General features: G+C 71.3%; 22 protein-coding genes. 19 read left to right on the top strand and 3 right to left on the bottom strand.

Going from position 1 to position 22,968, the window contains the following annotated elements:
* Positions 1 to 25 precede the first annotated feature (25 nt).
* The 18 genes from Q1V71_RS11505 (at position 26) to Q1V71_RS11420 (ending at position 19,267) form a co-directional block, all read left to right on the top strand.
* Positions 26 to 340 carry a hypothetical protein gene (locus tag Q1V71_RS11505; protein ID WP_300643956.1) on the top strand — a complete coding sequence of 105 codons (315 nt, stop codon included), beginning with the start codon at positions 26 to 28 and terminating at the stop codon, positions 338 to 340.
* A 36-nt stretch (positions 341 to 376) separates the two neighbouring features.
* Positions 377 to 1,066, top strand: a complete 690-nt coding sequence (locus tag Q1V71_RS11500; RefSeq protein WP_300643955.1) for a demethylmenaquinone methyltransferase — start codon at positions 377 to 379, stop codon at positions 1,064 to 1,066.
* 237 nt (positions 1,067 to 1,303) lie between these two features.
* A complete protein-coding gene (locus tag Q1V71_RS11495) occupies positions 1,304 to 1,663 on the top strand; it encodes an NADH-quinone oxidoreductase subunit A (RefSeq protein ID WP_300643954.1) in 360 nt (119 codons plus the stop codon).
* 145 nt (positions 1,664 to 1,808) lie between these two features.
* Positions 1,809 to 2,363: an NADH-quinone oxidoreductase subunit B family protein gene (locus Q1V71_RS11490; protein ID WP_300643953.1), complete on the top strand. Its 555-nt coding sequence runs from the start codon at positions 1,809 to 1,811 to the stop codon at positions 2,361 to 2,363.
* Positions 2,360 to 3,088 (top strand): NADH-quinone oxidoreductase subunit C, encoded by a 729-nt coding sequence (locus Q1V71_RS11485; RefSeq protein ID WP_300643952.1) that lies wholly within the window; start codon positions 2,360 to 2,362, stop codon positions 3,086 to 3,088. The genes Q1V71_RS11490 and Q1V71_RS11485 overlap by 4 nt, the downstream gene beginning before the upstream one ends.
* Positions 3,088 to 4,425, top strand: a complete 1,338-nt coding sequence (locus tag Q1V71_RS11480) for an NADH-quinone oxidoreductase subunit D (RefSeq protein ID WP_300643951.1) — start codon at positions 3,088 to 3,090, stop codon at positions 4,423 to 4,425. The genes Q1V71_RS11485 and Q1V71_RS11480 overlap by 1 nt, the downstream gene beginning before the upstream one ends.
* The gene (nuoE, locus tag Q1V71_RS11475; protein WP_300643949.1) at positions 4,425 to 5,210 is read left to right on the top strand and encodes an NADH-quinone oxidoreductase subunit NuoE; all 786 of its coding nucleotides are present in this window, start codon (positions 4,425 to 4,427) and stop codon (positions 5,208 to 5,210) included. Before Q1V71_RS11480 ends, nuoE begins: the two co-directional genes overlap by 1 nt.
* Before the next feature lie 2 nt (positions 5,211 to 5,212).
* Positions 5,213 to 6,547, top strand: coding sequence for an NADH-quinone oxidoreductase subunit NuoF (gene nuoF, locus Q1V71_RS11470; protein ID WP_300643947.1), 1,335 nt, complete (start codon positions 5,213 to 5,215; stop codon positions 6,545 to 6,547).
* Positions 6,544 to 8,994: an NADH-quinone oxidoreductase subunit G gene (locus Q1V71_RS11465; protein ID WP_300643946.1), complete on the top strand. Its 2,451-nt coding sequence runs from the start codon at positions 6,544 to 6,546 to the stop codon at positions 8,992 to 8,994. The genes nuoF and Q1V71_RS11465 overlap by 4 nt, the downstream gene beginning before the upstream one ends.
* Positions 8,991 to 10,292, top strand: a complete 1,302-nt coding sequence (nuoH, locus tag Q1V71_RS11460; RefSeq protein ID WP_300643944.1) for an NADH-quinone oxidoreductase subunit NuoH — start codon at positions 8,991 to 8,993, stop codon at positions 10,290 to 10,292. The genes Q1V71_RS11465 and nuoH overlap by 4 nt, the downstream gene beginning before the upstream one ends.
* Before the next feature lie 3 nt (positions 10,293 to 10,295).
* Positions 10,296 to 10,889, top strand: coding sequence for an NADH-quinone oxidoreductase subunit NuoI (gene nuoI / locus Q1V71_RS11455; RefSeq protein WP_300643942.1), 594 nt, complete (start codon positions 10,296 to 10,298; stop codon positions 10,887 to 10,889).
* Positions 10,886 to 11,728 carry an NADH-quinone oxidoreductase subunit J gene (locus Q1V71_RS11450; RefSeq protein ID WP_300643940.1) on the top strand — a complete coding sequence of 281 codons (843 nt, stop codon included), beginning with the start codon at positions 10,886 to 10,888 and terminating at the stop codon, positions 11,726 to 11,728. Before nuoI ends, Q1V71_RS11450 begins: the two co-directional genes overlap by 4 nt.
* Positions 11,725 to 12,027 carry an NADH-quinone oxidoreductase subunit NuoK gene (gene nuoK / locus Q1V71_RS11445; RefSeq protein WP_300643938.1) on the top strand — a complete coding sequence of 101 codons (303 nt, stop codon included), beginning with the start codon at positions 11,725 to 11,727 and terminating at the stop codon, positions 12,025 to 12,027. The genes Q1V71_RS11450 and nuoK overlap by 4 nt, the downstream gene beginning before the upstream one ends.
* A gap of 8 nt (positions 12,028 to 12,035) precedes the next feature.
* Complete coding sequence (gene nuoL, locus Q1V71_RS11440; protein WP_300643935.1) at positions 12,036 to 13,976, top strand: NADH-quinone oxidoreductase subunit L; 1,941 nt, start codon at positions 12,036 to 12,038, stop codon at positions 13,974 to 13,976.
* Positions 13,973 to 15,526: an NADH-quinone oxidoreductase subunit M gene (locus tag Q1V71_RS11435; protein ID WP_300643933.1), complete on the top strand. Its 1,554-nt coding sequence runs from the start codon at positions 13,973 to 13,975 to the stop codon at positions 15,524 to 15,526. The genes nuoL and Q1V71_RS11435 overlap by 4 nt, the downstream gene beginning before the upstream one ends.
* Complete coding sequence (gene nuoN, locus Q1V71_RS11430) at positions 15,526 to 17,115, top strand: NADH-quinone oxidoreductase subunit NuoN (protein ID WP_300643931.1); 1,590 nt, start codon at positions 15,526 to 15,528, stop codon at positions 17,113 to 17,115. The genes Q1V71_RS11435 and nuoN overlap by 1 nt, the downstream gene beginning before the upstream one ends.
* Positions 17,112 to 18,122: a polyprenyl synthetase family protein gene (locus tag Q1V71_RS11425; RefSeq protein ID WP_300643930.1), complete on the top strand. Its 1,011-nt coding sequence runs from the start codon at positions 17,112 to 17,114 to the stop codon at positions 18,120 to 18,122. The genes nuoN and Q1V71_RS11425 overlap by 4 nt, the downstream gene beginning before the upstream one ends.
* Before the next feature lie 122 nt (positions 18,123 to 18,244).
* The gene (locus Q1V71_RS11420) at positions 18,245 to 19,267 is read left to right on the top strand and encodes an NAD(P)-dependent alcohol dehydrogenase (protein WP_300643928.1); all 1,023 of its coding nucleotides are present in this window, start codon (positions 18,245 to 18,247) and stop codon (positions 19,265 to 19,267) included.
* Between the two features lie 64 nt (positions 19,268 to 19,331).
* Here Q1V71_RS11420 and Q1V71_RS11415 read toward each other — a convergent pair whose 3' ends face one another.
* Together Q1V71_RS11415 and rarD are read right to left on the bottom strand one after the other, a co-directional pair.
* Positions 19,332 to 20,402 (bottom strand): amidohydrolase, encoded by a 1,071-nt coding sequence (locus Q1V71_RS11415; RefSeq protein ID WP_300643926.1) that lies wholly within the window; start codon positions 20,400 to 20,402, stop codon positions 19,332 to 19,334.
* 84 nt (positions 20,403 to 20,486) lie between these two features.
* Entirely contained in the window at positions 20,487 to 21,395 is a 909-nt protein-coding gene (rarD, locus tag Q1V71_RS11410; RefSeq protein ID WP_300643924.1) for an EamA family transporter RarD, read from the bottom strand.
* 86 nt (positions 21,396 to 21,481) lie between these two features.
* Between rarD and Q1V71_RS11405 the strand changes: the two genes are divergently transcribed.
* The gene (locus Q1V71_RS11405) at positions 21,482 to 21,892 is read left to right on the top strand and encodes a hypothetical protein (RefSeq protein ID WP_300643922.1); all 411 of its coding nucleotides are present in this window, start codon (positions 21,482 to 21,484) and stop codon (positions 21,890 to 21,892) included.
* 83 nt (positions 21,893 to 21,975) lie between these two features.
* Here the strand turns inward: Q1V71_RS11405 and Q1V71_RS11400 are convergent.
* Positions 21,976 to 22,968 (bottom strand): 2-oxoacid:ferredoxin oxidoreductase subunit beta (locus Q1V71_RS11400; protein ID WP_300643920.1); only part of this gene is annotated, 993 nt, incomplete at its 5' end.

The following is a 22,968-nucleotide window of genomic DNA, read 5'->3' as shown; positions in this document are numbered from 1 at the left end:
CCCGGATCGGGGAAGGGTGCCGGCCATGGGCATCACGGATCCTGAGGTCAACCGCGCGCTGCACGACCGGTGGCGCACGTCCCTGGCGGTGGCCGCGACGATCATGCTCCTGTCGGCCGGGGGCGCCTTCGCCGTCGGCTTCCTGTACGGCGACCACTCGGTCGTGCCCGTGCCGATGCTGCTCGGCGGCCTGGCCGTCCTCGCCGCCGTCCGCAGCGTGCCCCGGGCCGTGCTGCCGGAGGAACGGCCGGCGATGGCCCGCAGCGCCGGCTGGATCGTCCTGGGGATCTTGCTCTTCTTCGGGGCGCCGCTGCTCCTCGACGCCCTCGGGTGGGCGTGAGTCCTGCGCCAGGACCCACCGCCTAGTCTTCGACCCGTGGCCCGCGCAGACCTCGACAAGCAGCCGACCGACGTCCGTCGGATGTTCGACGCCGTGGCCAAGCGCTACGACGTCACCAACGACGTGCTCTCGCTGGGCATGGACCGCCGCTGGCGCACCGAGGTCGTCGACGCGGTCGCGCCGGTCCCGGGGGAGCGGATCCTCGACCTCGCGGCCGGCACCGGCACCTCCAGCGTGCCGTTCCACGACCGCGGCGCGACCGTCGTCCCCTGCGACTTCTCCCTCGGGATGCTCCAGGTCGGCAAGCAGGCACGCCCGCACCTGCCCTTCACCGCCGGTGACGGCACGAGGCTGCCCTTCGCCGACGACACCTTCGACGCGGTGACGATCTCCTTCGGCCTGCGCAACATCGTCGACCCGGTCGCCGGGCTGCGCGAGATGCTCCGCGTGACCCGCCCGGGGGGCCGGCTGGTGGTCTGCGAGTTCAGTCACCCCACGTGGTCGCCCTTCCGCACGGCGTACGTCGAGTACCTCATGCGCGCCCTGCCCCCGGTGGCCCGCGCGGTCTCCTCCAGCCCCGACGCCTACGTCTACCTCGCGGAGTCGATCCGCGCCTGGCCCGACCAGGCCGGGCTCGCCGCGCTGCTGCAGGAGGCCGGCTGGGCCGGGGTGGAGTGGCGCAACCTCACCGGCGGCATCGTCGCGCTCCACCGCGCCCGCGCGTAGGTCGGCCCCCTGAATTAAGCAACGCTCCTGTGCGGTAAATGCGCAGGTCAGCGGCTCGTCCGAGCCGGTCCGCACCTCACCCACCCCCCGGTGGTCGCCCGCCCAGCCGAGTGGCAAGATGTGGGGCGCGCCACCTCGTGATTCCGTTCACAAGGTCACGCGCCGGGCCCGGAGCCCGGCTCGGACCGGTCACGAGAGCCCGGCAGGCGGCGGCGCCGGAGAGGAGAGTCGGAGCACATGGAGCTCTACACACCGGTCCTGTTCCTCGCCGCGCTGGCGGCGGGCTTCGCGATCTTCTCGGTCGCCGTCAGCACGCTGACCGGCCCCAAGCGCTACAACCGCGCCAAGCTCGACTCCTACGAGTGCGGCATCGAGCCGACCCCGCAGCCGATCGGCGGCGGTCGGTTCCCCGTGAAGTACTACACCGTGGCGATGACCTTCATCGTCTTCGACGTCGAGATCATGTTCCTCGTCCCCTGGGCGGTCCACTTCGACGTCCTCGGCGGGTTCGGCCTCGTGGCCGTCGCGCTCTTCCTTCTCAACCTCACCGTCGCCTACGCCTACGAATGGCGACGCGGCGGTCTCGACTGGGACTGAGGATCGCGATGCACTGCACCTGCCTGCGTTGTCCTCGGTCGGCGACCGCTCCGCTGCGCTCCGCACGAAGGTCGCCTTCCCTCGTCCGCCTTGGCATGCACAGCACCTCGCGACCCTCAGCGTCGCCCGAGGAAGGAATGATCTGATGGGAATTGAGGAGAAGCTCCCCAGCGGAGTCCTGCTGACCACCGTCGAGGGGGTCGCCGGCTACTTCCGCAAGGCGTCGTTCTGGCCCGCCACGTTCGGCCTGGCCTGCTGCGCCATCGAGATGATGACCACCGGCGGCCCGAAGTACGACCTGGCCCGCTTCGGCATGGAGGTCTTCCGCGCCTCCCCGCGCCAGGCCGACCTGATGATCGTCGCTGGCCGCGTGAGCCAGAAGATGGCCCCCGTCCTGCGCCAGATCTACGACCAGATGGCCGAGCCCAAGTGGGTGCTCGCGATGGGCGTGTGCGCCAGCTCCGGCGGCATGTTCAACAACTACGCCATCGTCCAGGGCGTCGACCACGTCGTGCCCGTCGACATGTACCTCCCCGGCTGCCCGCCGCGCCCGGAGATGCTCATCGACGCCATCCTCAAGCTCCACGACCAGGTCCAGGACACCAAGCTCGGCGCCAACCGCCGCGCCCAGATCGAGGAGCTGGAGAACTCCGCCCTCAAGGCCCTGCCCACCTCCGAGATGCGGGGCCTGCTGCGATGAGCGACGACAAGAGCCCCGAGCAGCGCGCGCCCGAGCAGTCCCCGGAGAACGTCCCGGCCCCCACCGGCCAGGTCGGCCAGGTCGGTGTCCGCACCGGCATGTTCGGCGTCTCCGGCACCGGCGACACCTCCGGCTACGGCGGCCTGGTCAGCGCCGTCACCTTCCCGGCGCCCGTCCAGCGCCCCTACGGCGGCTGGTTCGACGAGGTCGCCGACGCCCTGGAGGCGGGCACCCGCGCCGCGGGCGTCGAGCACGCCCTCGGGGACGTCGTCGTCCACCGCGGCGAGATCACCTTCCACGTGCGCCGCGAGGACCTCGTCGCCGTCGTCAAGGTGCTCCGCGACGACCCGGCGCTGCGCTTCGAGTTCTGCGCGGGCGTCAGCGGCGTGCACTACCCCGAGGACACCGGCCGCGAGCTCCACGTCGTCTACCACCTCGGCTCGATGACCTGGAACCGCCGGATCCGGCTCGAGGTCACCGCGCCGGACTCCGACCCCCACGTCCCCTCGGTCACCGGCGTCTACCCCGCTGCCGACTGGCACGAGCGCGAGACCTGGGACATGTACGGCGTGGTCTTCGACGGCCACACCGCACTGACGCGCATCCTCATGCCCGACGACTGGCCGGGCCACCCCCAGCGCAAGGACTACCCGCTGGGCGGCATCCCCGTGGAGTACAAGGGCGGTTCGGTCCCGCCGCCCGACCAGCGCAGGAGCTACAACTGATGAGCACCACCGACGCGTACGCCGGCACCAACGAGACCACCGAGGGACGGGTCTTCACCGTCACCGGGCAGGACTGGGACGCGATCAGCCAGGGCCTCGCCGAGGAGGCCGAGGAGCGGGTCGTCGTCAACATGGGTCCCCAGCACCCCTCGACCCACGGGGTGCTGCGGCTCATCCTCGAGCTAGAGGGCGAGACGGTCACCGAGGCCCGCTGCGGCATCGGCTACCTCCACACCGGCATCGAAAAGAACATGGAGTTCCGCACCTGGACACAGGGCGTGACGTTCTGCACCCGGATGGACTACCTCTCCCCGTTCTTCAACGAGGCGACCTACGTCCTGGGCGTCGAGCGGCTGCTCGACATCGAGGACGACGTGCCCGAGAAGGCCCAGGTCATGCGGGTGCTGCTCATGGAGCTCAACCGCATCTCCTCCCACCTGGTCGCCATCGCGACCGGCGGCATGGAGATCGGCGCCCTGACCGTCATGACGATGGGCTTCCGCGAGCGCGAGCTGGTCCTGGACCTCTTCGAGCTCATCACCGGCCTGCGGATGAACCACGCGTTCATCCGCCCCGGCGGCGTGGCCCAGGACCTCCCGGTCGGCGCGCTGGAGGAGATCCGCTCCTTCGTCGCCCTGATGAAGAAGCGCATCCCCGAGTACGCCGCGCTCTGCAACGCCAACCCGATCTTCAAGGCCCGCCTCGAGGGCGTCGGCCACCTCGACCTCGAGGGCTGCACGGCGCTGGGCCTCACCGGCCCGGTGCTGCGCGCGACGGGCTACCCCTGGGACCTGCGCAAGACCCAGCCCTACTCGGGCTACGAGGACTACGAGTTCGACGTCCAGACGTGGGACACCGCGGACGCCTACGGCCGCTTCCGCGTCCGCCTGGCCGAGATGTGGGAGTCGCTGCGCATCGTCGAGCAGGCCGCCGACCGGCTGGCGGGCCTCGAGGGCGCCCCGGTCATGGTGGCCGACAAGAAGATCGGCTGGCCGAGCCAGCTCTCGATCGGCTCCGACGGCATGGGCAACAGCCTCGACCACATCAAGCACATCATGGGCGAGTCCATGGAGGCGCTGATCCACCACTTCAAGCTGGTGACCGAGGGCTTCCGGGTCCCGGCCGGCCAGGCGTACGTCCCGGTGGAGTCCCCGCGCGGCGAGCTCGGTGCGCACGTCGTCTCCGACGGCGGCACCCGACCCTTCCGCGTGCACTTCCGCGACCCGTCCTTCCACAACCTGCAGGCGACGAGCGTCATGAGCGAGGGCGGCCAGGTCGCCGACGTCATCGTGGCCATCGCCTCGATCGACCCCGTCATGGGAGGCGTTGACCGGTAATGGCACTCGACGAGAAGACCTACGGCGAGCTCCGCGAGATCGCCGGCCGCTACCCCGAGGCCCGCTCGGGGCTGCTGCCGATGCTGCACCTCGTGCAGTCGGCCGAGGGCCGGGTCACCCCCGAGGGGATCCAGGCCTGCGCGGAGATCCTCGAGATCACCCCCGCCGAGGTCAGCGGGGTCGCGACCTTCTACACGATGTACAAGCGCCGGCCCGTCGGCGACTACCACGTCGGGGTCTGCACCAACACGCTGTGTGCGGTCATGGGCGGGGACGAGATCTTCTCCCGCCTCAAGGAGCACCTCGACGTCGGCAACGACGAGACCAGCGAGGACGGCAAGATCACCCTCGAGCACATCGAGTGCAACGCGGCCTGCGACTACGCCCCGGTCGTGATGGTCAACTGGGAGTTCATGGACAACCAGACCCCCGAGTCCGCGGTCGCCCTGGTCGACGACCTGCGCGCGGGCAAGGAGGTCACCTCGACCCGCGGTCCGCGCCTGTGCACCTGGCGCGAGGCCGAGCGGGTCCTCGCGGGCTTCCCCGACGGCCGGGTCCACGAGGGCCCCGCCGCCGGTGCCCCGTCCCTGGTCGGCCTGGGCATCGCCACCGAGCGCGGATGGACCGCGCCCGAGGGCTCGGACGCCGGTCGTGGCACCGACCTCACCGGTGCTCCGGCCGACGTCGCCGCCGCCAGCGACGCCTCGCAGGAGGCGGAGGCCGCGGCCGTCGAGGAGGAGGCCCCCACAGCCACCACCGCAGCAGAGAAGAAGGAGGCGCAGTAGCGATGGTCGACACCCTGACGCCGGTCCTCACCGCCAACTGGAGCGCGGAGCGGTCCTGGACCCTGGAGTCCTACGAGCAGCACGGCGGCTACCGCGCGCTGAAGAAGGCGCTCACGATGGCGCCCGACGACATCATCACCGCCGTCAAGGACTCCGGCCTGCGCGGTCGCGGTGGTGCCGGGTTCCCGACCGGCATGAAGTGGTCCTTCATCCCGCAGGACAACCCCAAGCCGAAGTACCTCGTCGTCAACGCCGACGAGTCCGAGCCGGGCACCTGCAAGGACACCCCGCTCATGATGGCCAGCCCCCACACCCTGGTCGAGGGCGTCATCATCAGCTCCTTCGCCATCCGCGCCAACAAGGCCTTCATCTACGTCCGCGGCGAGATCCTGCACGTCATCCGCCGGGTCCAGAACGCCGTCGAGGAGGCGTACGCCGCCGGCCACCTCGGTAAGGACATCCACGGCTCCGGCTTCGACCTCGACATCGTGGTCCACGCCGGTGCCGGCGCCTACATCTGCGGCGAGGAGACCGCGCTGCTCGAGGGCCTCGAGGGCCGTCGCGGCCAGCCGCGCCTGCGCCCGCCGTTCCCCGCGGTCGCCGGTCTCTACGCCAGCCCGACCGTCATCAACAACGTCGAGTCGATCGCCTCGGTGCCCAGCATCATCGACCACGGCGCGGAGTGGTTCGCCTCGATGGGCACCGAGAAGTCCAAGGGCTACGGCATCTTCTCCCTCTCGGGCCACGTGACCCGCCCGGGCCAGTACGAGGCGCCGCTGGGCATCACCCTGCGCCAGCTGCTCGACCTGGCCGGTGGCATGCGCCAGGGCCCCGACGGCCAGCCGCGGCAGCTGAAGTTCTGGACCCCGGGCGGTAGCTCGACCCCGCTGCTGACCGCCGAGCACCTCGACGTCCCGCTGGACTTCGAGTCCATGGGCGAGGTGGGCACGATGCTCGGCACCCGCGCCCTCCAGCTCTTCGACGAGACCACCTGCGTGGTGCGCGCCACGCTGCGCTGGACCGAGTTCTACAAGCACGAGTCCTGCGGGAAGTGCACCCCGTGCCGCGAGGGCACCTGGTGGCTGGCCCAGACCCTGGCGGCGCTGGAGCGCGGCGAGGGCAGCGAGTCCGACCTCGACCTGCTCCTCGACCAGTGCGACAACATCCTGGGTCGCTCCTTCTGCGCCCTCGGTGACGGCGCGACCAGCCCGATCTCCAGCTCGATCCAGTTCTTCCGCGACGAGTACCTCGCCCACCTCACCCACGGCGGCTGCCCGTTCGACCCGGCCGCCTCGACCGCCTGGGCCGGCAAGGCCACGGCCGGAGCACGAGCATGACGACGACCCCCGACAAGACCGAGGTCGACCTCGTCACGCTGACCATCGACGGCGTCGAGGTCAGCGTCCCGGCCGGCACCCTGGTGATCCGGGCCGCGGAGCAGATCGGCGTGCAGGTCCCGCGCTTCTGCGACCACCCTCTCCTGGAGCCCGTGGGCGCCTGCCGTCAGTGCCTGGTCGACGTCCCCGACGCCGGCAACGGCCGCGGCTTCCCGAAGCCGCAGGCGTCCTGCACGCTCCCGGTCGCCCCGGGCATGGTCGTCAGCACCCAGGCGACCTCGCCGGTGGCCGACAAGGCCCAGCAGGGCGTGATGGAGTTCCTGCTGGTCAACCACCCGCTGGACTGCCCCGTCTGCGACAAGGGCGGCGAGTGCCCCCTGCAGAACCAGGCCATGTCCAACGGCCGCGGGGAGTCCCGCTTCGCGACCTCCGGCTCCGGCGGGGTCAAGCGCACCTTCCCCAAGCCGATCAACCTCTCGCCCCAGGTCCTGCTCGACCGGGAGCGCTGCATCGTGTGCCAGCGCTGCACCCGCTTCGCCGACGAGATCGCCGGCGACCCGTTCATCGCGCTGGTCGAGCGCGGCGCGCAGCAGCAGATCGGCATCGCCGAGGACGCGCCCTTCCTGTCCTACTTCTCCGGCAACACCATCCAGATCTGCCCGGTCGGCGCGCTGACCTCGGAGTCCTACCGCTTCCGCTCCCGGCCCTTCGACCTCGTCTCGACGCCCAGCGTCGCCGAGCACGACGCCTGCGGCTCGGCCATCCGCGTCGACCACCGTCGCGGCAAGGTCATGCGCCGCCTCGCCGGGGACGACCCGGAGGTCAACGAGGAGTGGCTCACCGACAAGGACCGCTTCGCCTTCACCTACGCCTCCCTCGACGACCGCCTCACCCACCCGATGGTGCGTGACCGGGTCGAGGACGGCGGCGATGGCTCGCTCCGCCCGGCGTCCTGGCCCGAGGCCTTCGCCGTCGCGGCCCGCGGGCTGCACGCCGCGGGCGGGGTGGGCGTGCTCACCGGCGGTCGCCTGACCGCCGAGGACGCCTACGCCTACGCCAAGTTCGCGCGGGTCAGCCTCGGCACCCACGACATCGACTTCCGCGCGCGTCCGCACTCCGCTGAGGAGGCGGAGTTCCTCGCCGCCCACGTCGCCCTCACGGGCCCGTGGGACGGCGGCGTGACGTACGCCGACCTGGAGTCGGCCCGCACGGTCGTGCTGGTCGGCCTCGAGCCCGAGGACGAGGCCGGCGCGGTCTTCCTGCGCCTGCGCAAGTCGGTCCGCCAGGGCGGGACCCGCGTCCTCGCGCTGGCGCCGTACACCACCCGCGGCCTGCGCAAGATGCACGGGACCCTCGTCCCGACCGTCCCCGGCCAGGAGCCGGCGGCGATCGCCGAGCTGCTCGGCCGAGCCGACCACGGCATCGACGCGGGCGCCGTGGTGCTGGTGGGCGAGCGGCTGGCCGCCGTCCCCGGTGCGTTCAGCGCGGTTGCCGACCTGGTCGCCAAGACCGGTGCCCGGCTCGCCTGGGTGCCGCGCCGTGCGGGCGACCGCGGTGCGGTCGAGGCCGGCTGCCTGCCCACGCTGCTGCCCGGCGGCCGTCCGGTCGCCGACGCCGCGGCCCGGGTCGACGTGGCCACCTCGTGGGGCGTCGGCTCGCTGCCCGAGGGTCCCGGCCGTGACGCCGACGCCATCGTCGCCGCGCTCGCCGCCGGCGAGCTCGGCGGACTGGTCGTCGCGGGCGTGGAGCCTGACGACACCACCGATCCCGCAGCCACGCGTGCCGCGCTCGACGCCGCGTCCTTCGTGGTCGCCCTCGGCCTGCGCGACACCGAGGTCACCCGCGCGGCCGACGTGGTGTTCCCCGTCGCCGCCGCGGTCGAGAAGGCCGGCACGTTCCTGACCTGGGAGGGCCGTCCGCGGCCCTTCGAGGCCGTGCTCCCCTCGCCGACCTCGCTGCCCGACCTGCGGGTCCTCGCCGGGATCTCCGAGGAGCTGGCGGCCCTGGGCCAGGGTGCCCCGCTCGGCTTCCGCACGGTCGCCGACGTCCGCGCCGAGATGGCGCAGCTGGGCCCGTGGGACGGCGAGCGCCCGACCATGACGCCCGTGCAGCCCGCCGCCGCCGGCTCGGGTGACGGACTCGCGCTGTCCACCTGGAAGTTGATGATCGACGGCGGCTCGATGCAGGACGGCGACAAGCACCTCGCCGCCACCGCGAGGCCCGCGGTCGCCCGCGTCAGCCCGGCGACGCACGCCGCCCTGGGTCTCGCCGACGGGGCTGCCGTCACCGTGACCGGTGACCGTGGCTCGGTGACGATGCCGGTCGAGGTCGTCGACGACATGACCGACGGCACCGTGTGGGTGCCCGCGAGCTCGACCGGCGCCGGCGTGCTCGCCGGTCTCGCCTCACCCGGCACCCGGGTGACCGTGAAGGGAGCAGGAGCGTGATCGCCCCGACCGTGGTCCGTGCGGCCGACGACCTCTCGGCCTTCGGCCAGGACCCCTGGTGGCTGGTGCTGGTCAAGGCCGGCCTGGTCTTCGTCGTGCTGGTCCTGCTGACGCTGTTCAACATCTGGTGGGAGCGCCGGGTGGTGGCCCGGATGCAGCACCGCGTCGGCCCCAACGTGCACGGCCCCTTCGGCCTGCTGCAGTCGCTGGCCGACGGCGTGAAGCTGGCGCTCAAGGAGGACCTGATCCCCAAGGCGGCCGACAAGGTCGTCTTCGTCCTCGCCCCCGTCATCGCGGTCATCCCGGCCTTCGTCACCTTCGCGGTGGTGCCGTTCGGGCCCGAGGTCTCGATGTTCGGCGAGCGGACCCCGCTGCAGCTGACCGACATGCCCGTCGCCGTGCTCTTCGTGATGGCGATCGCCTCGATCGGCATCTACGGCATCGTGCTCGGCGGCTGGTCCTCCGGCTCGACGTACTCCCTGCTCGGCGGCCTGCGCTCCAGCGCCCAGATGATCTCCTACGAGGTCTCGATGGGCCTGGCGCTCATCGCGGTCTTCATCTACGCCGGGTCGCTGTCGACGAGCGAGATCGTCGCGGCCCAGGAGGACCTGTGGTTCGGCCTGATCCTGCTGCCGTCGTTCGTCATCTACGTGATCTCGATGGTCGGTGAGGTCAACCGTGCCCCCTTCGACCTCCCCGAGGCCGAGGGCGAGCTGGTGGGCGGCTTCCACACCGAGTACTCCTCGCTGAAGTTCGCCCTGTTCTTCCTGGCCGAGTACATCAACATGGCCACCGTCTCCGCCCTCGCGACCACGCTCTTCCTGGGTGGCTGGCGCGCCCCGTTCTGGATCGACCGGGTCTGGGAGGGCGCCAACGAGGGCTACGTGCCGGTGATCTGGTTCTTCGGCAAGGTCCTGTTCTTCATCTTCTTCTTCATCTGGCTGCGTGGCTCCCTGCCGCGACTGCGCTACGACCAGTTCATGGCCTTCGGCTGGAAGGTCCTGATCCCGGTCGCGCTGGGCTGGACGATCCTGGTCGCCACCATGCGCTACGTCTCCAACACCTACGACGTGGGTGTCCAGGAGGTCCTCCTGTTCGGCGGTGCCGCCGTCGCGGTCGTGCTGCTGCTCGGCCTGCTGGGCAGCGAGCGCGAGGAGGAGCCGGAGGAGCCGGCCGCCCCCAGCGGTGGCTTCCCCGTGCCCCCGATGCCCGCCGGTGGTGCCGTGCGCGGTGCCGCGGCACCGCTCGAGTTCCCCCGATCCACCACCGTCCCGGCCGGTGCCGGGGAGGAGGCCTGACCTGTGGCTGAGAACGAGAAGACGTTCAAGGAGCAGTTCATCGACCCGGTCGCCGGGTTCGGTGTCACGTTCCGGACGATGTTCAAGAAGGTGGTGACCGAGCAGTACCCCTTCGAGAAGCTCCCCACCGCCCCGCGCTTCCACGGCCGGCACCAGCTCAACCGCTGGCCCGACGGCCTGGAGAAGTGCGTCGGGTGCGAGCTGTGCGCGTGGGCCTGCCCGGCGGACGCGATCTACGTCGAGGGCGCCTCCAACACCGACCTGCCCGACGGGTCCGGGCGGTACAGCCCCGGTGAGCGCTACGGCCGCGTCTACCAGATCAACTACCTGCGCTGCATCCTGTGCGGGCTGTGCATCGAGGCCTGCCCCACCCGCGCGCTGACCATGACCAACGAGTACGAGCTGGCCGACGACAACCGGGCGGACCTTATCTACGAGAAGTCCGACCTGCTGGCCCCGCTCCTGCCGGGCATGGAGCAGCCGCCGCACCCGATGCGGCTCGGCGACGACGAGGGCGCCTACTACCGCGGTCAGTACGCCGCACCGGCGCCCGGCTCGAGCCTCGCGACGGGTCTGGCCGCGGGGGAGCAGGCATGAGCATCACCTTCTGGCTGCTGTCGGCGATCATCGTCCCCGCGGCGCTCGGCATCCTGTTCGTGCGCAAGGCCGTGCACGCGGCCCTGCTGCTCGCGGCGGTGATGATCAGCCTCGCGATCATCTACCTGACGCTCGAGGCGCCCTTCCTGTTCGCGGTGCAGATCATCGTCTACACCGGCGCGATCATGATGCTGTTCCTCTTCGTCGTCATGCTCGTCGGCGTCGACGCCTCCGACTCGGTCGTCGAGACCATCCGCGGCCAGCGCTGGCTGGCCTGGACCGCCGGTGTCGTGCTGGGCGCGCTGCTGCTCGTCGGCGTCGCGCAGATCTCGCTCGGCACCATGGTCGGCCTCGATGCCGCCAACAGCGGCGGCAACATCGAGGGCCTCGCCGACCTGCTGTTCTCGCGCTACGTCCTGCTCTTCGAGGTCACAGCGGCGCTGCTGATCACCGCCGCCGTGGGCGCGATGGTCCTGGCCCACCGCGAGCGGCTGGAGCCCAAGCCCACCCAGGCCTCGATGGCCGCGCAGCGCGTGCGTGACTTCTCCGAGACCGGCCGACCGCTGGTCCCGCTGCCCTCGCCGGGCGTCTACGCCCGTCACAACGCCGTCGACACCCCGGCGCTGCTGCCCGACGGCACCCCGGCCGAGGAGTCGGTCGCCCGGGTCCTCGCCGCACGCGGTACCGTCCGGTCCGCCCCGGCCCTCGCCGACGACATCACCGAGGTGCAGCGCACGCTCGGTGACGTCGACGGCGGACCCGCCGGCGGCGCGACCGGCGGCACCGACCAGGCCTCCGGCAGTGGTCACAACACCGAGAACCCGGAGGCCGGCGCGTGAACGACGTCAACGCCTACATCGGCCTCTCGGCCGTGCTGTTCACCATCGGCGCGATCGGTGTGCTGACCCGGCGCAACGCCATCGTGGTCTTCATGTGCGTGGAGCTGATGCTCAACGCGTGCAACCTGGCCCTGGTCGCCTTCGCCCACCAGCACGGCAACCTCGACGGCCAGGTCGCGGCCTTCTTCGTCATGGTCGTGGCCGCGGCCGAGGTCGTGGTCGGACTCGCGATCATCATGACCATCTTCCGGACCCGTCGCTCGGCCTCGGTCGACGACGCGAGCCTCCTCAAGTACTAAGGCGGACGATGTTCCTCTACACCGAAGGCGGCCACAGCATCCCCGTGGTCGACCCGATCAGCGCGGCCGACGCCGGCGGCGTCTTCCCGCTGCTGTGGCTGGTCATCGCGCTGCCCCTGCTCGGCGCCGTGGTGCTCCTGCTCGGCGGCCGGCGCACCGACGCGTGGGGACACCTGCTCGGCACGGCCACGGCGGTCGGCTCGTTCGTCCTCAGCACCCTCCTGCTCATCGCGATGATGGGCCGCGAGGAGGGTGACCGCTCGGTCACCCAGCACCTGTGGGACTGGGTGAGCGTCGGCGGCTACGAGATCGGGATGGACCTGCTGGTCGACCCGCTGTCGATCCTGTTCCTGATGCTGATCACCGGCGTGGGGTCGCTGATCCACGTCTACTCCATCGGCTACATGGAGCACGACCCGCGTCGCCGCCGGTTCTTCGCCTACCTCAACCTCTTCGTCGCGGCCATGCTGATGCTGGTGCTCGCCGAGAACTACCTCGGCGTGTTCCTCGGCTGGGAGGGCGTCGGCCTGGCGTCGTACCTGCTGATCGGCTTCTGGCAGCACAAGCCGTCCGCGGCCGCGGCGGCCAAGAAGGCCTTCGTCATCAACCGGGTCGGCGACATCGGCATGAGCCTGGCGATCGCGATGTTCTTCGTGACCTTCGGCTCGGCCAGCTTCACCGTCATCTCCGCCAACGCTTCGGGTGCCGGAGAGGGCACCATGACGGCGATCGGCCTCCTGCTGCTGCTCGGTGCGGCCGGCAAGTCCGCCCAGGTGCCGCTGCAGGCGTGGCTCCTGGACGCGATGGAAGGCCCCACGCCCGTCTCCGCGCTCATCCACGCCGCGACCATGGTCACCGCCGGCGTCTACCTCGTGGTCCGCTCGAACTTCGTCTTCGAGGCCGCGCCCGCCGCCCAGACCGCGGTCGTCGTGGTCGCCACGGTGACGCTGCTGTGGGGTGCGGTCATCGGCTGCGCCAAGGACGACATCAAGAAGGCGCTCGCCGGCTCGACGATGTCCCAGATCGGCTACATGATGCTGGCCGCGGGTCTGGGCGTGTACGGCTACGCCTACGCGATCTTCCACCTCATCACCCACGGATTCTTCAAGGCCAACATGTTCCTGGGCGCCGGCTCGGTGATGCACGGGATGAACGACGACGTCGACATGCGCCACTACGGCGCGCTGCGCAAGCTCATGCCGGTCACCTTCCTGACCTTCGCCATGGGCTACCTGGCGATCATCGGCTTCCCGCTGTTCTCCGGCTTCTGGTCCAAGGACAAGATCATCGAGACCGCGCTGGTCGAGAGCCCCGTCTTCGGTATCTGCGCGCTCATCGGTGCCGGTGTGACCGGCTTCTACATGACCCGCGTCATGCTGATGACCTTCTTCGGCGAGAAGCGCTGGCAGGACGGCGTGCACCCGCACGAGTCGCCCAGCGTCATGACCTTCCCGCTCATCGTGCTGGCCGCGCTCTCGGTCCTCGGCGGCGTGCTCTACCTCGGCGGCTGGATCAAGGACTGGTTGGTCCCGGTCGTCGGCAAGGCCCCCGAGCACGAGCTGCCGTTCCCGGCGATCGTCTTCTCGCTCATCACCGTCGCCGTGGTGGCGGTCGGTGTCGCGATCGCCTGGCTGAGCGTCGGTAGGCGCCCGATCCCCAGCACCGCCCCGACCGACGTCTCGTTCGTGACCCGCGCGGCCCGCAACGACCTCTACGGGGACGCCATCCACGACACCCTGGTCGTCGAGCCCGGCAAGGCACTGACCCGTGGGCTGGTGTCGGCCGACCGCTCGCTCGTGGACGGACTCTTCACCGGTGGCGCCTCGCTGGTGCAGGGCCTGGGCCAGGGCCTGCGTCGGGCCCAGAACGGCTTCGTGCGGTCCTACGCCCTGTCCATCCTCGCCGGCGTGGTCATCGTGCTCGCGGCCCTCCTGGTGGTGAACCTGTGAACGACTTCCCAGTTCTCAGCGTCCTGGTGGCGCTGCCCCTCGTCGGCGCGCTGGTCGTGCCGTTCCTCAAGGGCGCGGTGGCCAAGCAGGCCGGCATCGGCTTCTCGGTGGCGACCCTGGTCCTCGCCGTGGTCGTGGCCGCGCAGTACGAGCTCGACGGCGGCATGCAGCTGACCGAGACCTACAACTGGATCCCGGCCTTCGGCGTGCACTTCGCCCTGGGCGTCGACGGCCTGGGCCTGCTGATGGTGCTGCTCACCGCGCTCCTGGTGCCGGTCGTGCTGCTCGCCTCCTGGCGCGAGACGGAGACCGCGGTCGACGGCAACGAGCAGGGCAGCCCGACGGCCTTCGTCGCCTGGACCCTGGCGCTGGAGTCGCTGTCGCTGGCGGTCTTCCTGGCCACCGACGTCTTCCTCTTCTACCTGGTCTTCGAGGCCACGCTGATCCCGGCGTACTTCCTCATCGGTGGCTTCGGCCGCGCCGGCCGCTCGGCGGCCGCGATCAAGTTCCTGATGTTCCAGCTGGCCGGCGGGCTCATCCTGCTGATCGGCGTCATCGGGCTCTACGTCGTCTCCGCGCAGGCCGGCACGCCGTCGTACCTGCTCTCGGACCTGATGGCCCTCGACATCGACACCGAGGCGGGGCGCTGGCTGTTCGCGACCTTCTTCATCGCCTTCGCCATCAAGGCCCCGCTCTTCCCGGTGCACACCTGGCTGGCCGACACCACCGGCAAGGCCACGCCGGGAACGAGCGTGCTGCTGGTCTGCGTGCTCGACAAGATCGGCACCTTCGGCATGCTGCGCTTCTGCCTCGGGATCTTCCCCGAGGCCTCCCAGTGGGCCACGCCGCTGGTCATCGTGCTGGCGCTGGTGTCGATCGTCTACGGCGCCTTCGTGGCGATCGGCCAGGACGACGTGATGCGCCTGATCGGCCTCACCTCGCTGAGCCACTTCGGCTTCATCGTGCTGGGCATCTTCGTCTTCAGCACCCAGGGCGGCACCGGATCCATCCTCTACATGGTCAACCACGGCCTCGGCACCGCGGCGCTGTTCCTGGTCGCGGGCTACCTCGTGAGCCGTCGGGGCACCGCCTCGATCCGCGAGCTGGGCGGCCAGGAGAAGGTCACCCCGGTCCTCGCCGGCCTGCTGCTCGTCGCCGGCCTGGCCACGCTCGGGCTGCCGGGCCTCTCGCCGTTCATCAGCGAGTTCCTGGTGATCATCGCGGCCTTCCAGTACGCCTGGTACGTCGGCGCGGTCGCCGTGACCGGCATCGTGCTGGCCGCGATCTACGTGCTGTGGATGTACCAGCGCACGATGACCGGCCCGACCGCCGACGTCGTGACCCGCGACCAGGACCTCGGTGTGCGCGAGATCGCCGCCGTGGCCCCGCTGGTCGCTGCCCTGGTCTTCTTCGGCTTCTACCCGATCCCGCTGATGGACGCCGCCAACCCCTACGTCGGTGACCTGCTCAGCCACGTCGGGGTCACCGACGACCCGCCCGAGGTGACCGCGCCCGCGGCCGCCGAGACCGCCGAGGAGGGCGAGTACTGATGGAGTTCACCGAGCCCGCCCTCGAGTACGCCGAGATCTGGCCGCTGATCGTGGTCTTCGGCGTCGCCTGCCTCGGCATCCTCGCCGAGGCCTTCCTCCCGCGCGGTCGCCGCCACGTCGTCCAGGTGGCCCTGGCCGCCGTCGGCCTGCTCGTCGCGCTCGTCGGCACCGTCCTGGTCGGCACCAACCTCGACACGGTCGCCGACGGCGAGGCCCGCGGTCTCATCGGCGGAGCCGGGTCGGTCGTGGTCGACGGCCCCACGGTCTTCATCTGGGCGCTGGTGCTCGTCGCCTCGCTCATGGGTGTCGCGCTCTTCGCCGAGCGCCGCCTCGAGGCCGGCGTCTCCGCCTTCTCCGGCCAGGCTGCCGCCCTCCCGGGCAGCGACGCCGAGCGCAAGGCCCAGGGCCTGGACCACACCGAGGTCTACCCGCTGCTGATGTTCGCCGTCGGCGGCATGCTGCTCTTCCCGGCCTCCGGCGACCTGCTCACGATGTTCGTCGCCCTCGAGGTCCTCTCGCTGCCCCTCTACCTGCTCAGCGGTCTGGCCCGTCGCCGACGCCTGCTGAGCCAGGAGGCGGCGCTGAAGTACTTCCTGCTCGGCGCGTTCTCCTCCGGGTTCTTCCTCTACGGCATGGCGCTGGTCTACGGCTACGCCGGCTCGATGGACCTCGGCGCGATCGACGCGGCCGTCCGCAACGACTCCGCCAACTCGGTGATGCTCCGGATCGGACTGGGTCTGCTGCTGGTCGGCCTGCTCTTCAAGGTCGGTGCCGTGCCCTTCCAGGCCTGGACCCCCGACGTGTACCAGGGTGCCCCGACCGCGGTGACCGCCTTCATGTCGGCCGGCACCAAGATCGCGGCCTTCGGCGCGCTGCTGCGCCTGCTGTACGTCGGCTTCGGCGCCGACCGCTGGAGCTGGCAGCCCGTCATGTGGGTGATCGCAATCCTCACGATGCTCATCGGTGCCGTCCTCGCCGTCGTGCAGACCGACGTCAAGCGGATGCTCGCCTACTCCGCGGTCGCCCACACCGGCTTCCTGCTCACCGGTGTCCTGGGTGTCCAGGCCTCCGGCGAGCTCGCCGAGGGCCAGGTCACCTCTCTGCAGGCGGTGATGTTCTACCTCGCGACGTACTCCTTCGCCACGATCGGCGCCTTCGCGATCGTCAGCCTGGTGCGCGACTCCTCCGGCGAGGCCACGGCCTTCGACCGCTGGGCTGGTCTGGGCAAGCGCTCGCCGCTGGTCGCCGGTGCGTTCGCGTTCTTCCTGCTGTCGATGGCTGGCATCCCGCTGACCGCCGGGTTCGTCGGCAAGTGGGCGGTCTTCACCGTCGCCATGTCGGCCGGCGCGTGGCCGGTGGTGGTCGTCGCGATCGCCTCCTCGATCTTCGCCGTCTACTTCTACGTCCGCCACATCAGGCTGATGTTCTTCGACGTGCCGGAGGCCGACGCGGAGGTGGCCTCGGTGACCGCGCCGTCGCTGCTGACCAGCGGCACCATCGCCGTGGGCGTCCTCGGCACGCTGGTCCTCGGCCTGGTGCCGGGCCCGCTGCTGCAGCTCGCGGCGGATGCCGGACAATTCATCAGGTGAGCTCCACCCCGCCCCCCGCCACCCTGGCCCTGCCGGTCACCGACGACGCGCTCGCCGCCCGGCTCCGGTCCCGGATGGAGACCGTCGAGGCCCTGCTCGACGGTCACGTCGAGGGGCGCACCGCCTACGTCACCGAGGCGGCCCGGCACCTGCTGGCCGCGGGTGGCAAGCGGTTCCGACCGCTGCTGGTGCTGCTGGCGGCGGAGGCGGGGGAGCACCCCGACAGCGAGGACGTGCTCACCGCGGCCTGCGTCGTGGAGATCACCCACCTCGGCTCGCTGTACCACGACGACGTGATGGACGAGGCGGCGCTGCGCCGCGGCGCCGACTCGGCCAACTCCCGGTACGACAACCTGGTCGCGATCCTCACCGGTGACTTCCTCTTCGCCCGGTCCTCCGAGCTGACCTCGCGGCTGGGCGCGGACGCCGTGCGCATCCAGGCCGAGACGTTCACCCGCCTGGTCGAGGGCCAGATCATGGAGACGGTGCCGCCCGGTCCCGGCGAGGACCCCCTCCAGCACTACCTCGAGGTCGTCGCCGGCAAGACCGGCTCCCTCATCGCCACCTCCGCGCGCTACGGCGCCCGCTTCAGCGGCGCGAGCCGCGAGGTGGAGGAGGCGCTGGCGGCGTACGGCGAGATCGTCGGCTCGGCCTTCCAGCTCTCCGACGACATCCTCGACATCGCCTCGGAGACCGACGAGTCCGGCAAGACCCCCGGCACCGACCTGCGCGAGGGCGTGCCCACGCTGCCCACGCTCATGGCGCAGGCCTCCACCGACCCCGCCGACGAGCGGCTGCGGACCCTGCTGTCGGGCCCGATCGTCGACGAGGCCGAGGTCGCCGAGGCGCTCGGTCTCCTGCGTGCCCACCCGGCGATGGACCAGGCCCGTGCCTACGTCCAGGCGCAGGCCGAGGAGGCCAAGGCCCTGCTGGTCGTCCTCCCCGACACCCCCGTGCGTCGTGCGCTCGAGGCCTTCGCCGACCTCGTCGCCACCCGCACCGGCTGAGGAGGACGCGCCAGCGGACTCGGGGTCGGGCCAGGGTTCCACCCGATCCCGCTGCGGCCGAGTGCTCACTAGCGTCGGGTGCGGAGCGGGCCGGAGGGGTCCGCCGGAGGCAGGAGCAGGCGATGCGGGCGTGGGTGCAGGACGTGTACGGCAGTGCCGAGGTGATGGGGCTGGCGGACGTCCCGGAGCCGGTGCCGGGGACCGGTGAGGTGCTCGTGCGGGTCGCGGCCGTCTCGCTGAACGCCGCCGACTGGCACATCATGCGCGGCGAGCCGCGGGTCGCCCGGCTGGACCGGACGAACTTCGGCCGGCGCAGGCCGAAGCAGCCGATCCGTGGCCGGGACGTCGCGGGCACCGTCGTCGCGGTGGGCCCGGGCGTGGAGGACTGGCAGGTCGGCGACGAGGTGCTGGGCGAGCACGAGGGCACGCTGGCCGAGCTGGTCGCGGTCCCGGCGTCGTGCCTGGCGCGGCGCCCGGAGGCGGTGGGGGTGGTCGAGGCGGCGGCGGCCACCACGGCCGTGACGTGCCTGGACGCCGGCGGTGTCGGTGCCGGCACCCGGCTGCTGGTGGTCGGGGCATCGGGCGGGGTGGGCACGTTCGCGGTCCAGCTGGCGGTGGCGCGGGGCGCCGAGGTCACCGGCGTGTGCAGCAGCCGCAACCTCGACATGGTCACCTCGCTGGGCGCGAGCGCGGTCCTCGACTACACCCGCGGTGAGGTGGAGCGGTCGACGACGACGTACGACGTGGTGCTGGACCTCGTGGGCAACCGGTCCCTCCGGGACCTTCGGCGCCTGGTCGCGCCCCGCGGTCGGCTCGTGCTCGCCGGCGGTGGCAACCCGGGGGAGGGGGGTTACCTCGGCCCGATCGGGCTCTTCGCCCGCGGTGCCCTGCTGGGGCGCCTCCTCGGCATGCGGGTCACGGTGCCGTTCGCGAAGCCGGACGCGGCGCGGCTGGCCGAGCTGGTCGGCATGGTCGAGCGGGGGGAGCTGCGGCCGGTGGTGGAGCGGGTGTACCCGTTCGAGGACGGGGCCGCGGCGCTGCGGCACCTCGAGGTCGACCACGCCCGGGGCAAGGTCGTCGTCGCCGTCGCAGCTGCTCCCGGCGAGAAGGTCGACCCGGGCGCGGAGCCGCCAAGCCCGGCCTAGGCGTGGACGCTGCGGGGTCTCGTGGCCCGTCGCCGGCGCTCCCCGCACCTCGACCGACGGTCGGTCACAGCGAGTAGACCCGCTGCGCGTTGTCGTGCAGGACCTTGCGGACCAGGTCGGGGCCGTGGGGGGCCAGCAGGTCGACCAGGGCGCCCAGGATCGTCTCGATCCGGGCGACCGGCTTGTCCATGGGGTAGTTCGAGCCGAAGACGAGCCGCTCGGCACCGAAGACCGTCGTCGTGTGCTCGACCAAGGGCGCGACGAGCTCTGCGAGCCGGGACCGGTCGAGGTCGCGTGCGGAGTGGCCGAGCGGCGGGAAGGCGAGACCGGAGTGCTTGGCCACGACGTTCTGGTGCTCGGCGACCACGGCGATGTCGTCGCGCCAGCGGGCGAGCAGGTCGAGGCGCTCGGCCTCGGTGCGCCCGGTCGCCTTGCCACGGGGCCCCAGCAGCCCGATCGGGGTGGCGTAGTGGTCCAGGACGATCGTCAGCTCGGGGTACTCCGCGGCGAGGGTGGCGACCTCGCGCAGCTGGTGGGAGAAGACGAAGGTGTCCAGGGTCAGGCCACGCTCGACCAGGGCCGCGAGGCCGCGCAGCACGGGGGCCGAGGTGAGGACGCCGGGCTCCTCGATCCAGGACTTCACGCCGCTGTCGGGGTGGTGGGCGGTCATGAAGCGGATGCCGCGGAAGCGGCTGCTCGCGGCCGCGTGGTCGTCGAGGTGCCGGGCGAACTCGGGATCGCGCGGGTCGGCGTTGCCGACGATGGCCGCCAGGCGCGGCCGGCCCTCCACACCGAAGGGGAGCGCGTCGAGCCAGGCGGTCTCCTCCGACTGGTCGGGGCGGTGCCAGCCGCACTGCACGTGCACGGCGTCGGTGACGGGGACGCCCAGCACGGTCTGGACGGTGGCGACGTCGGCGGCGTAGTCAGCGGGGAGGTAGGCGCGAGCCACGTGCTGGGCGGTGAGGATCAGCTCCCGGCCGCCGCGGTCCAGCAGGACCGGCATCAGTCGCTCGAACAGCCCCGGTGCGCGCCGGTAGAGCGGCGCGAGTCGCGACGCCTCGCGCGGAGTGGTGAACGGATCCCACTGGTGGATGTGGGTGTCGATGATGCCCGGGACCACCTGGGACAGGTCCACCGTCAACCTCCTGGAGACTCCTGACGTCGACCGCGTGTCGAGCGGGACCAGGGTGCCACGGCGGTGGTCAGCGCAGGGGGCGCCTCACACCGCGGACGCCTCGGCCGCCAGCGCGAGCTGGCGGCGCCGGTGGGTCAGGGCCTCGGCGGTGAAGACGACCAGGGCGATCCACACCAGCACGAAACCGACCCAGCGGGCAGCCGGCATCTCCTCGCGGAACCACAGGACCCCCAGCAGGAACTGCAGGACCGGCGCGAGGTACTGCAGCAGCCCGATGGTCGAGAGCGGGACCCGCGTGGCCGCGGCGCCGAAGCAGATGAGCGGCACCGCCGTGACGATGCCCGTCGTGGTGAAGAGCAGGGCGTGGCCCACCCCGTGCCGCCCGGCCTCGGCGGTGCCGGCCAGACCGATGAACAGCAGGAAGCCCAGGGCCAGCGGGGCCAGCACCGCGGTCTCGACGGCGAGCGACTCCACCGCACCGACCGAGGCGGTCTTCTTCGCGAGCCCGTAGCAGGCGAAGGACAGGGCCAGGACGATCGCGACCCAGGGCGGGCGCCCGTAGGCGAGGGCCAGCACCACGACGGCGACCGCAGCCACCGCCAGGGCTGCCCACTGCAGCGGCCGCAGGCGCTCCTTGAGCACCACGACGCCCATGAGGACGGTCACCAGCGGGTTGATGAAGTAGCCCAGCGCCGTCTCCACGACGCGGCCGCTGGTCACCCCGTAGATGTAGGCACCCCAGTTGACGCTGATCGCCAGCGCCGCCAGGCACAGCAGCACGACCGTGCGCCGGTCCCGCAGCACCTCGGCGAGCGTGGAGCGCAGTCGCAGCAGCAGCACGAGCACGCCGACCGTGAGCGTCGACCACACGACCCGATGCGCCAGGATCTCCAGCGAGCCGGCCGGCTCCAGCAGCGGGAAGTAGAGGGGGAAGAGCCCCCACATGAGGTACGCCGCTGCGCCCAGCGCCACCCCGCGACCCGCGTCGTTCACCTCCGGAGCATAAGAGGCCTGTTTGGGTGGTCCGGCACCGGGGCAGAGAGGCATCGAACGTCAAGCCCCCCACCCCAGGAGTTCCCATGCGGACCATCCACCGCCTGCTCGCCACCCTCACCGCGCTGCTGCTCGGACTCGGCCTCGTCGTCGCGACCGGCCCCGCTGCCAGCGCCGAGCAGGTCGAGCGCCAGATCAGCATCAACGGCAAGGAGCCCAAGCCCAACAAGTTCCTCATCAAGGGCAAGATCGCCCCCAGCACCGGCGAGCGCGTCAACGCCGTCATCGAGACCAAGCTCTGCAAGCAGGACAAGGACTGCGGCGCCAAGTGGAAGAAGCTGCGCGGCATCGAGACCAACGCCAAGGGTCGGTACTCCGAGCGGGTCCCGGGCCTGAAGAAGGGCATCAAGCGCGTGTACTACCGGGTCTCCACCCGGGAGAACGAGAAGTTCCTCGCCGCCGTCTCGCCGGAGATCTACATCTACCGGATCTTCTGACCGGCACCGCCGGGCCGGCCGGCACAGCAGAGGGCCCCACCGTCACCGACGGTGGGGCCCTCTCGCGCGTGGGTGGGTGGACCTCAGACGACCGTCCAGGTGTCGCCGCCACCGATCAGGGCGGCGAGCCGCTCCGTCGGTGCCGCGGCACCGGCCTCCTCGACCGCACCCCGGGCGGTCGCGAGCTGGGCGCGGGCCTCGTCGTCGTACGTCGACCGCTCGACCTGGCGGAAGATGCCGATCGGCGACTGGTTGAGGTAGCCCGAGTCGGTGAGCCGGCTGATCGCGAACGCCGTCGTCGGGTCCGGCTGGTGCGCGTCGTGGACCAGGATCGCCTCCGCGCCGACCTCGGCCACGTCGACGACCTCGACGCCGCCGGAGGCCGAGCGGACCAGGCCGCGCGAGCCCAGGCCGTCCTCGGCCGGGGCGCCGAAGCGGATCGGCCGGCCGTGCTCGAGCGGGATGATCGCGTCGGCCTTGGTGTCGGGGCTCTTGATCGCGTCGAAGGCGCCGTCGTTGAAGATCGGGCAGTTCTGGAAGATCTCCACCAGTGCCGTGCCGCGGTGGGCCGCGGCAGCCGACAGCACCGAGGGGAGGTGCTTGCGGTCGGAGTCGATGGTGCGCGCGACGAACGTGCCTTCGGCGCCGAGCGCGAGCGACAGCGGCCGGAACGGTTCGTCGACCGAGCCCATCGGCGTGGACTTGGTGTGCTTGCCGCGCTCGGACGTCGGCGAGTACTGCCCCTTGGTGAGCCCGTAGATCCGGTTGTTGAACAGCAGGATCGTCATGTTCACGTTGCGACGCAGCGCGTGGATCAGGTGGTTGCCGCCGATCGAGAGCGCGTCGCCGTCACCGGTGACGACCCACACGTCGAGCTCGGGCCTCGCGGCCTTGACGCCGGTCGCGATGGCGGGCGCGCGGCCGTGAATCGTGTGGAAGCCGTACGTGCCCATGTAGTACGGGAAGCGGCTGGAGCAGCCGATCCCCGAGATGATCACCGTGTTCTCCAGCGACTTGCCGAGCTTCGCGAAGGCCGACTGCACCGAGCTGAGGATGCCGTAGTCGCCGCAGCCCGG

This window comes from Nocardioides sp., assembly GCF_030149505.1.
Taxonomy (GTDB): Bacteria; Actinomycetota; Actinomycetes; order Propionibacteriales; family Nocardioidaceae; genus Nocardioides.
This window is presented reverse-complemented; position numbering and strand designations above follow the sequence as displayed.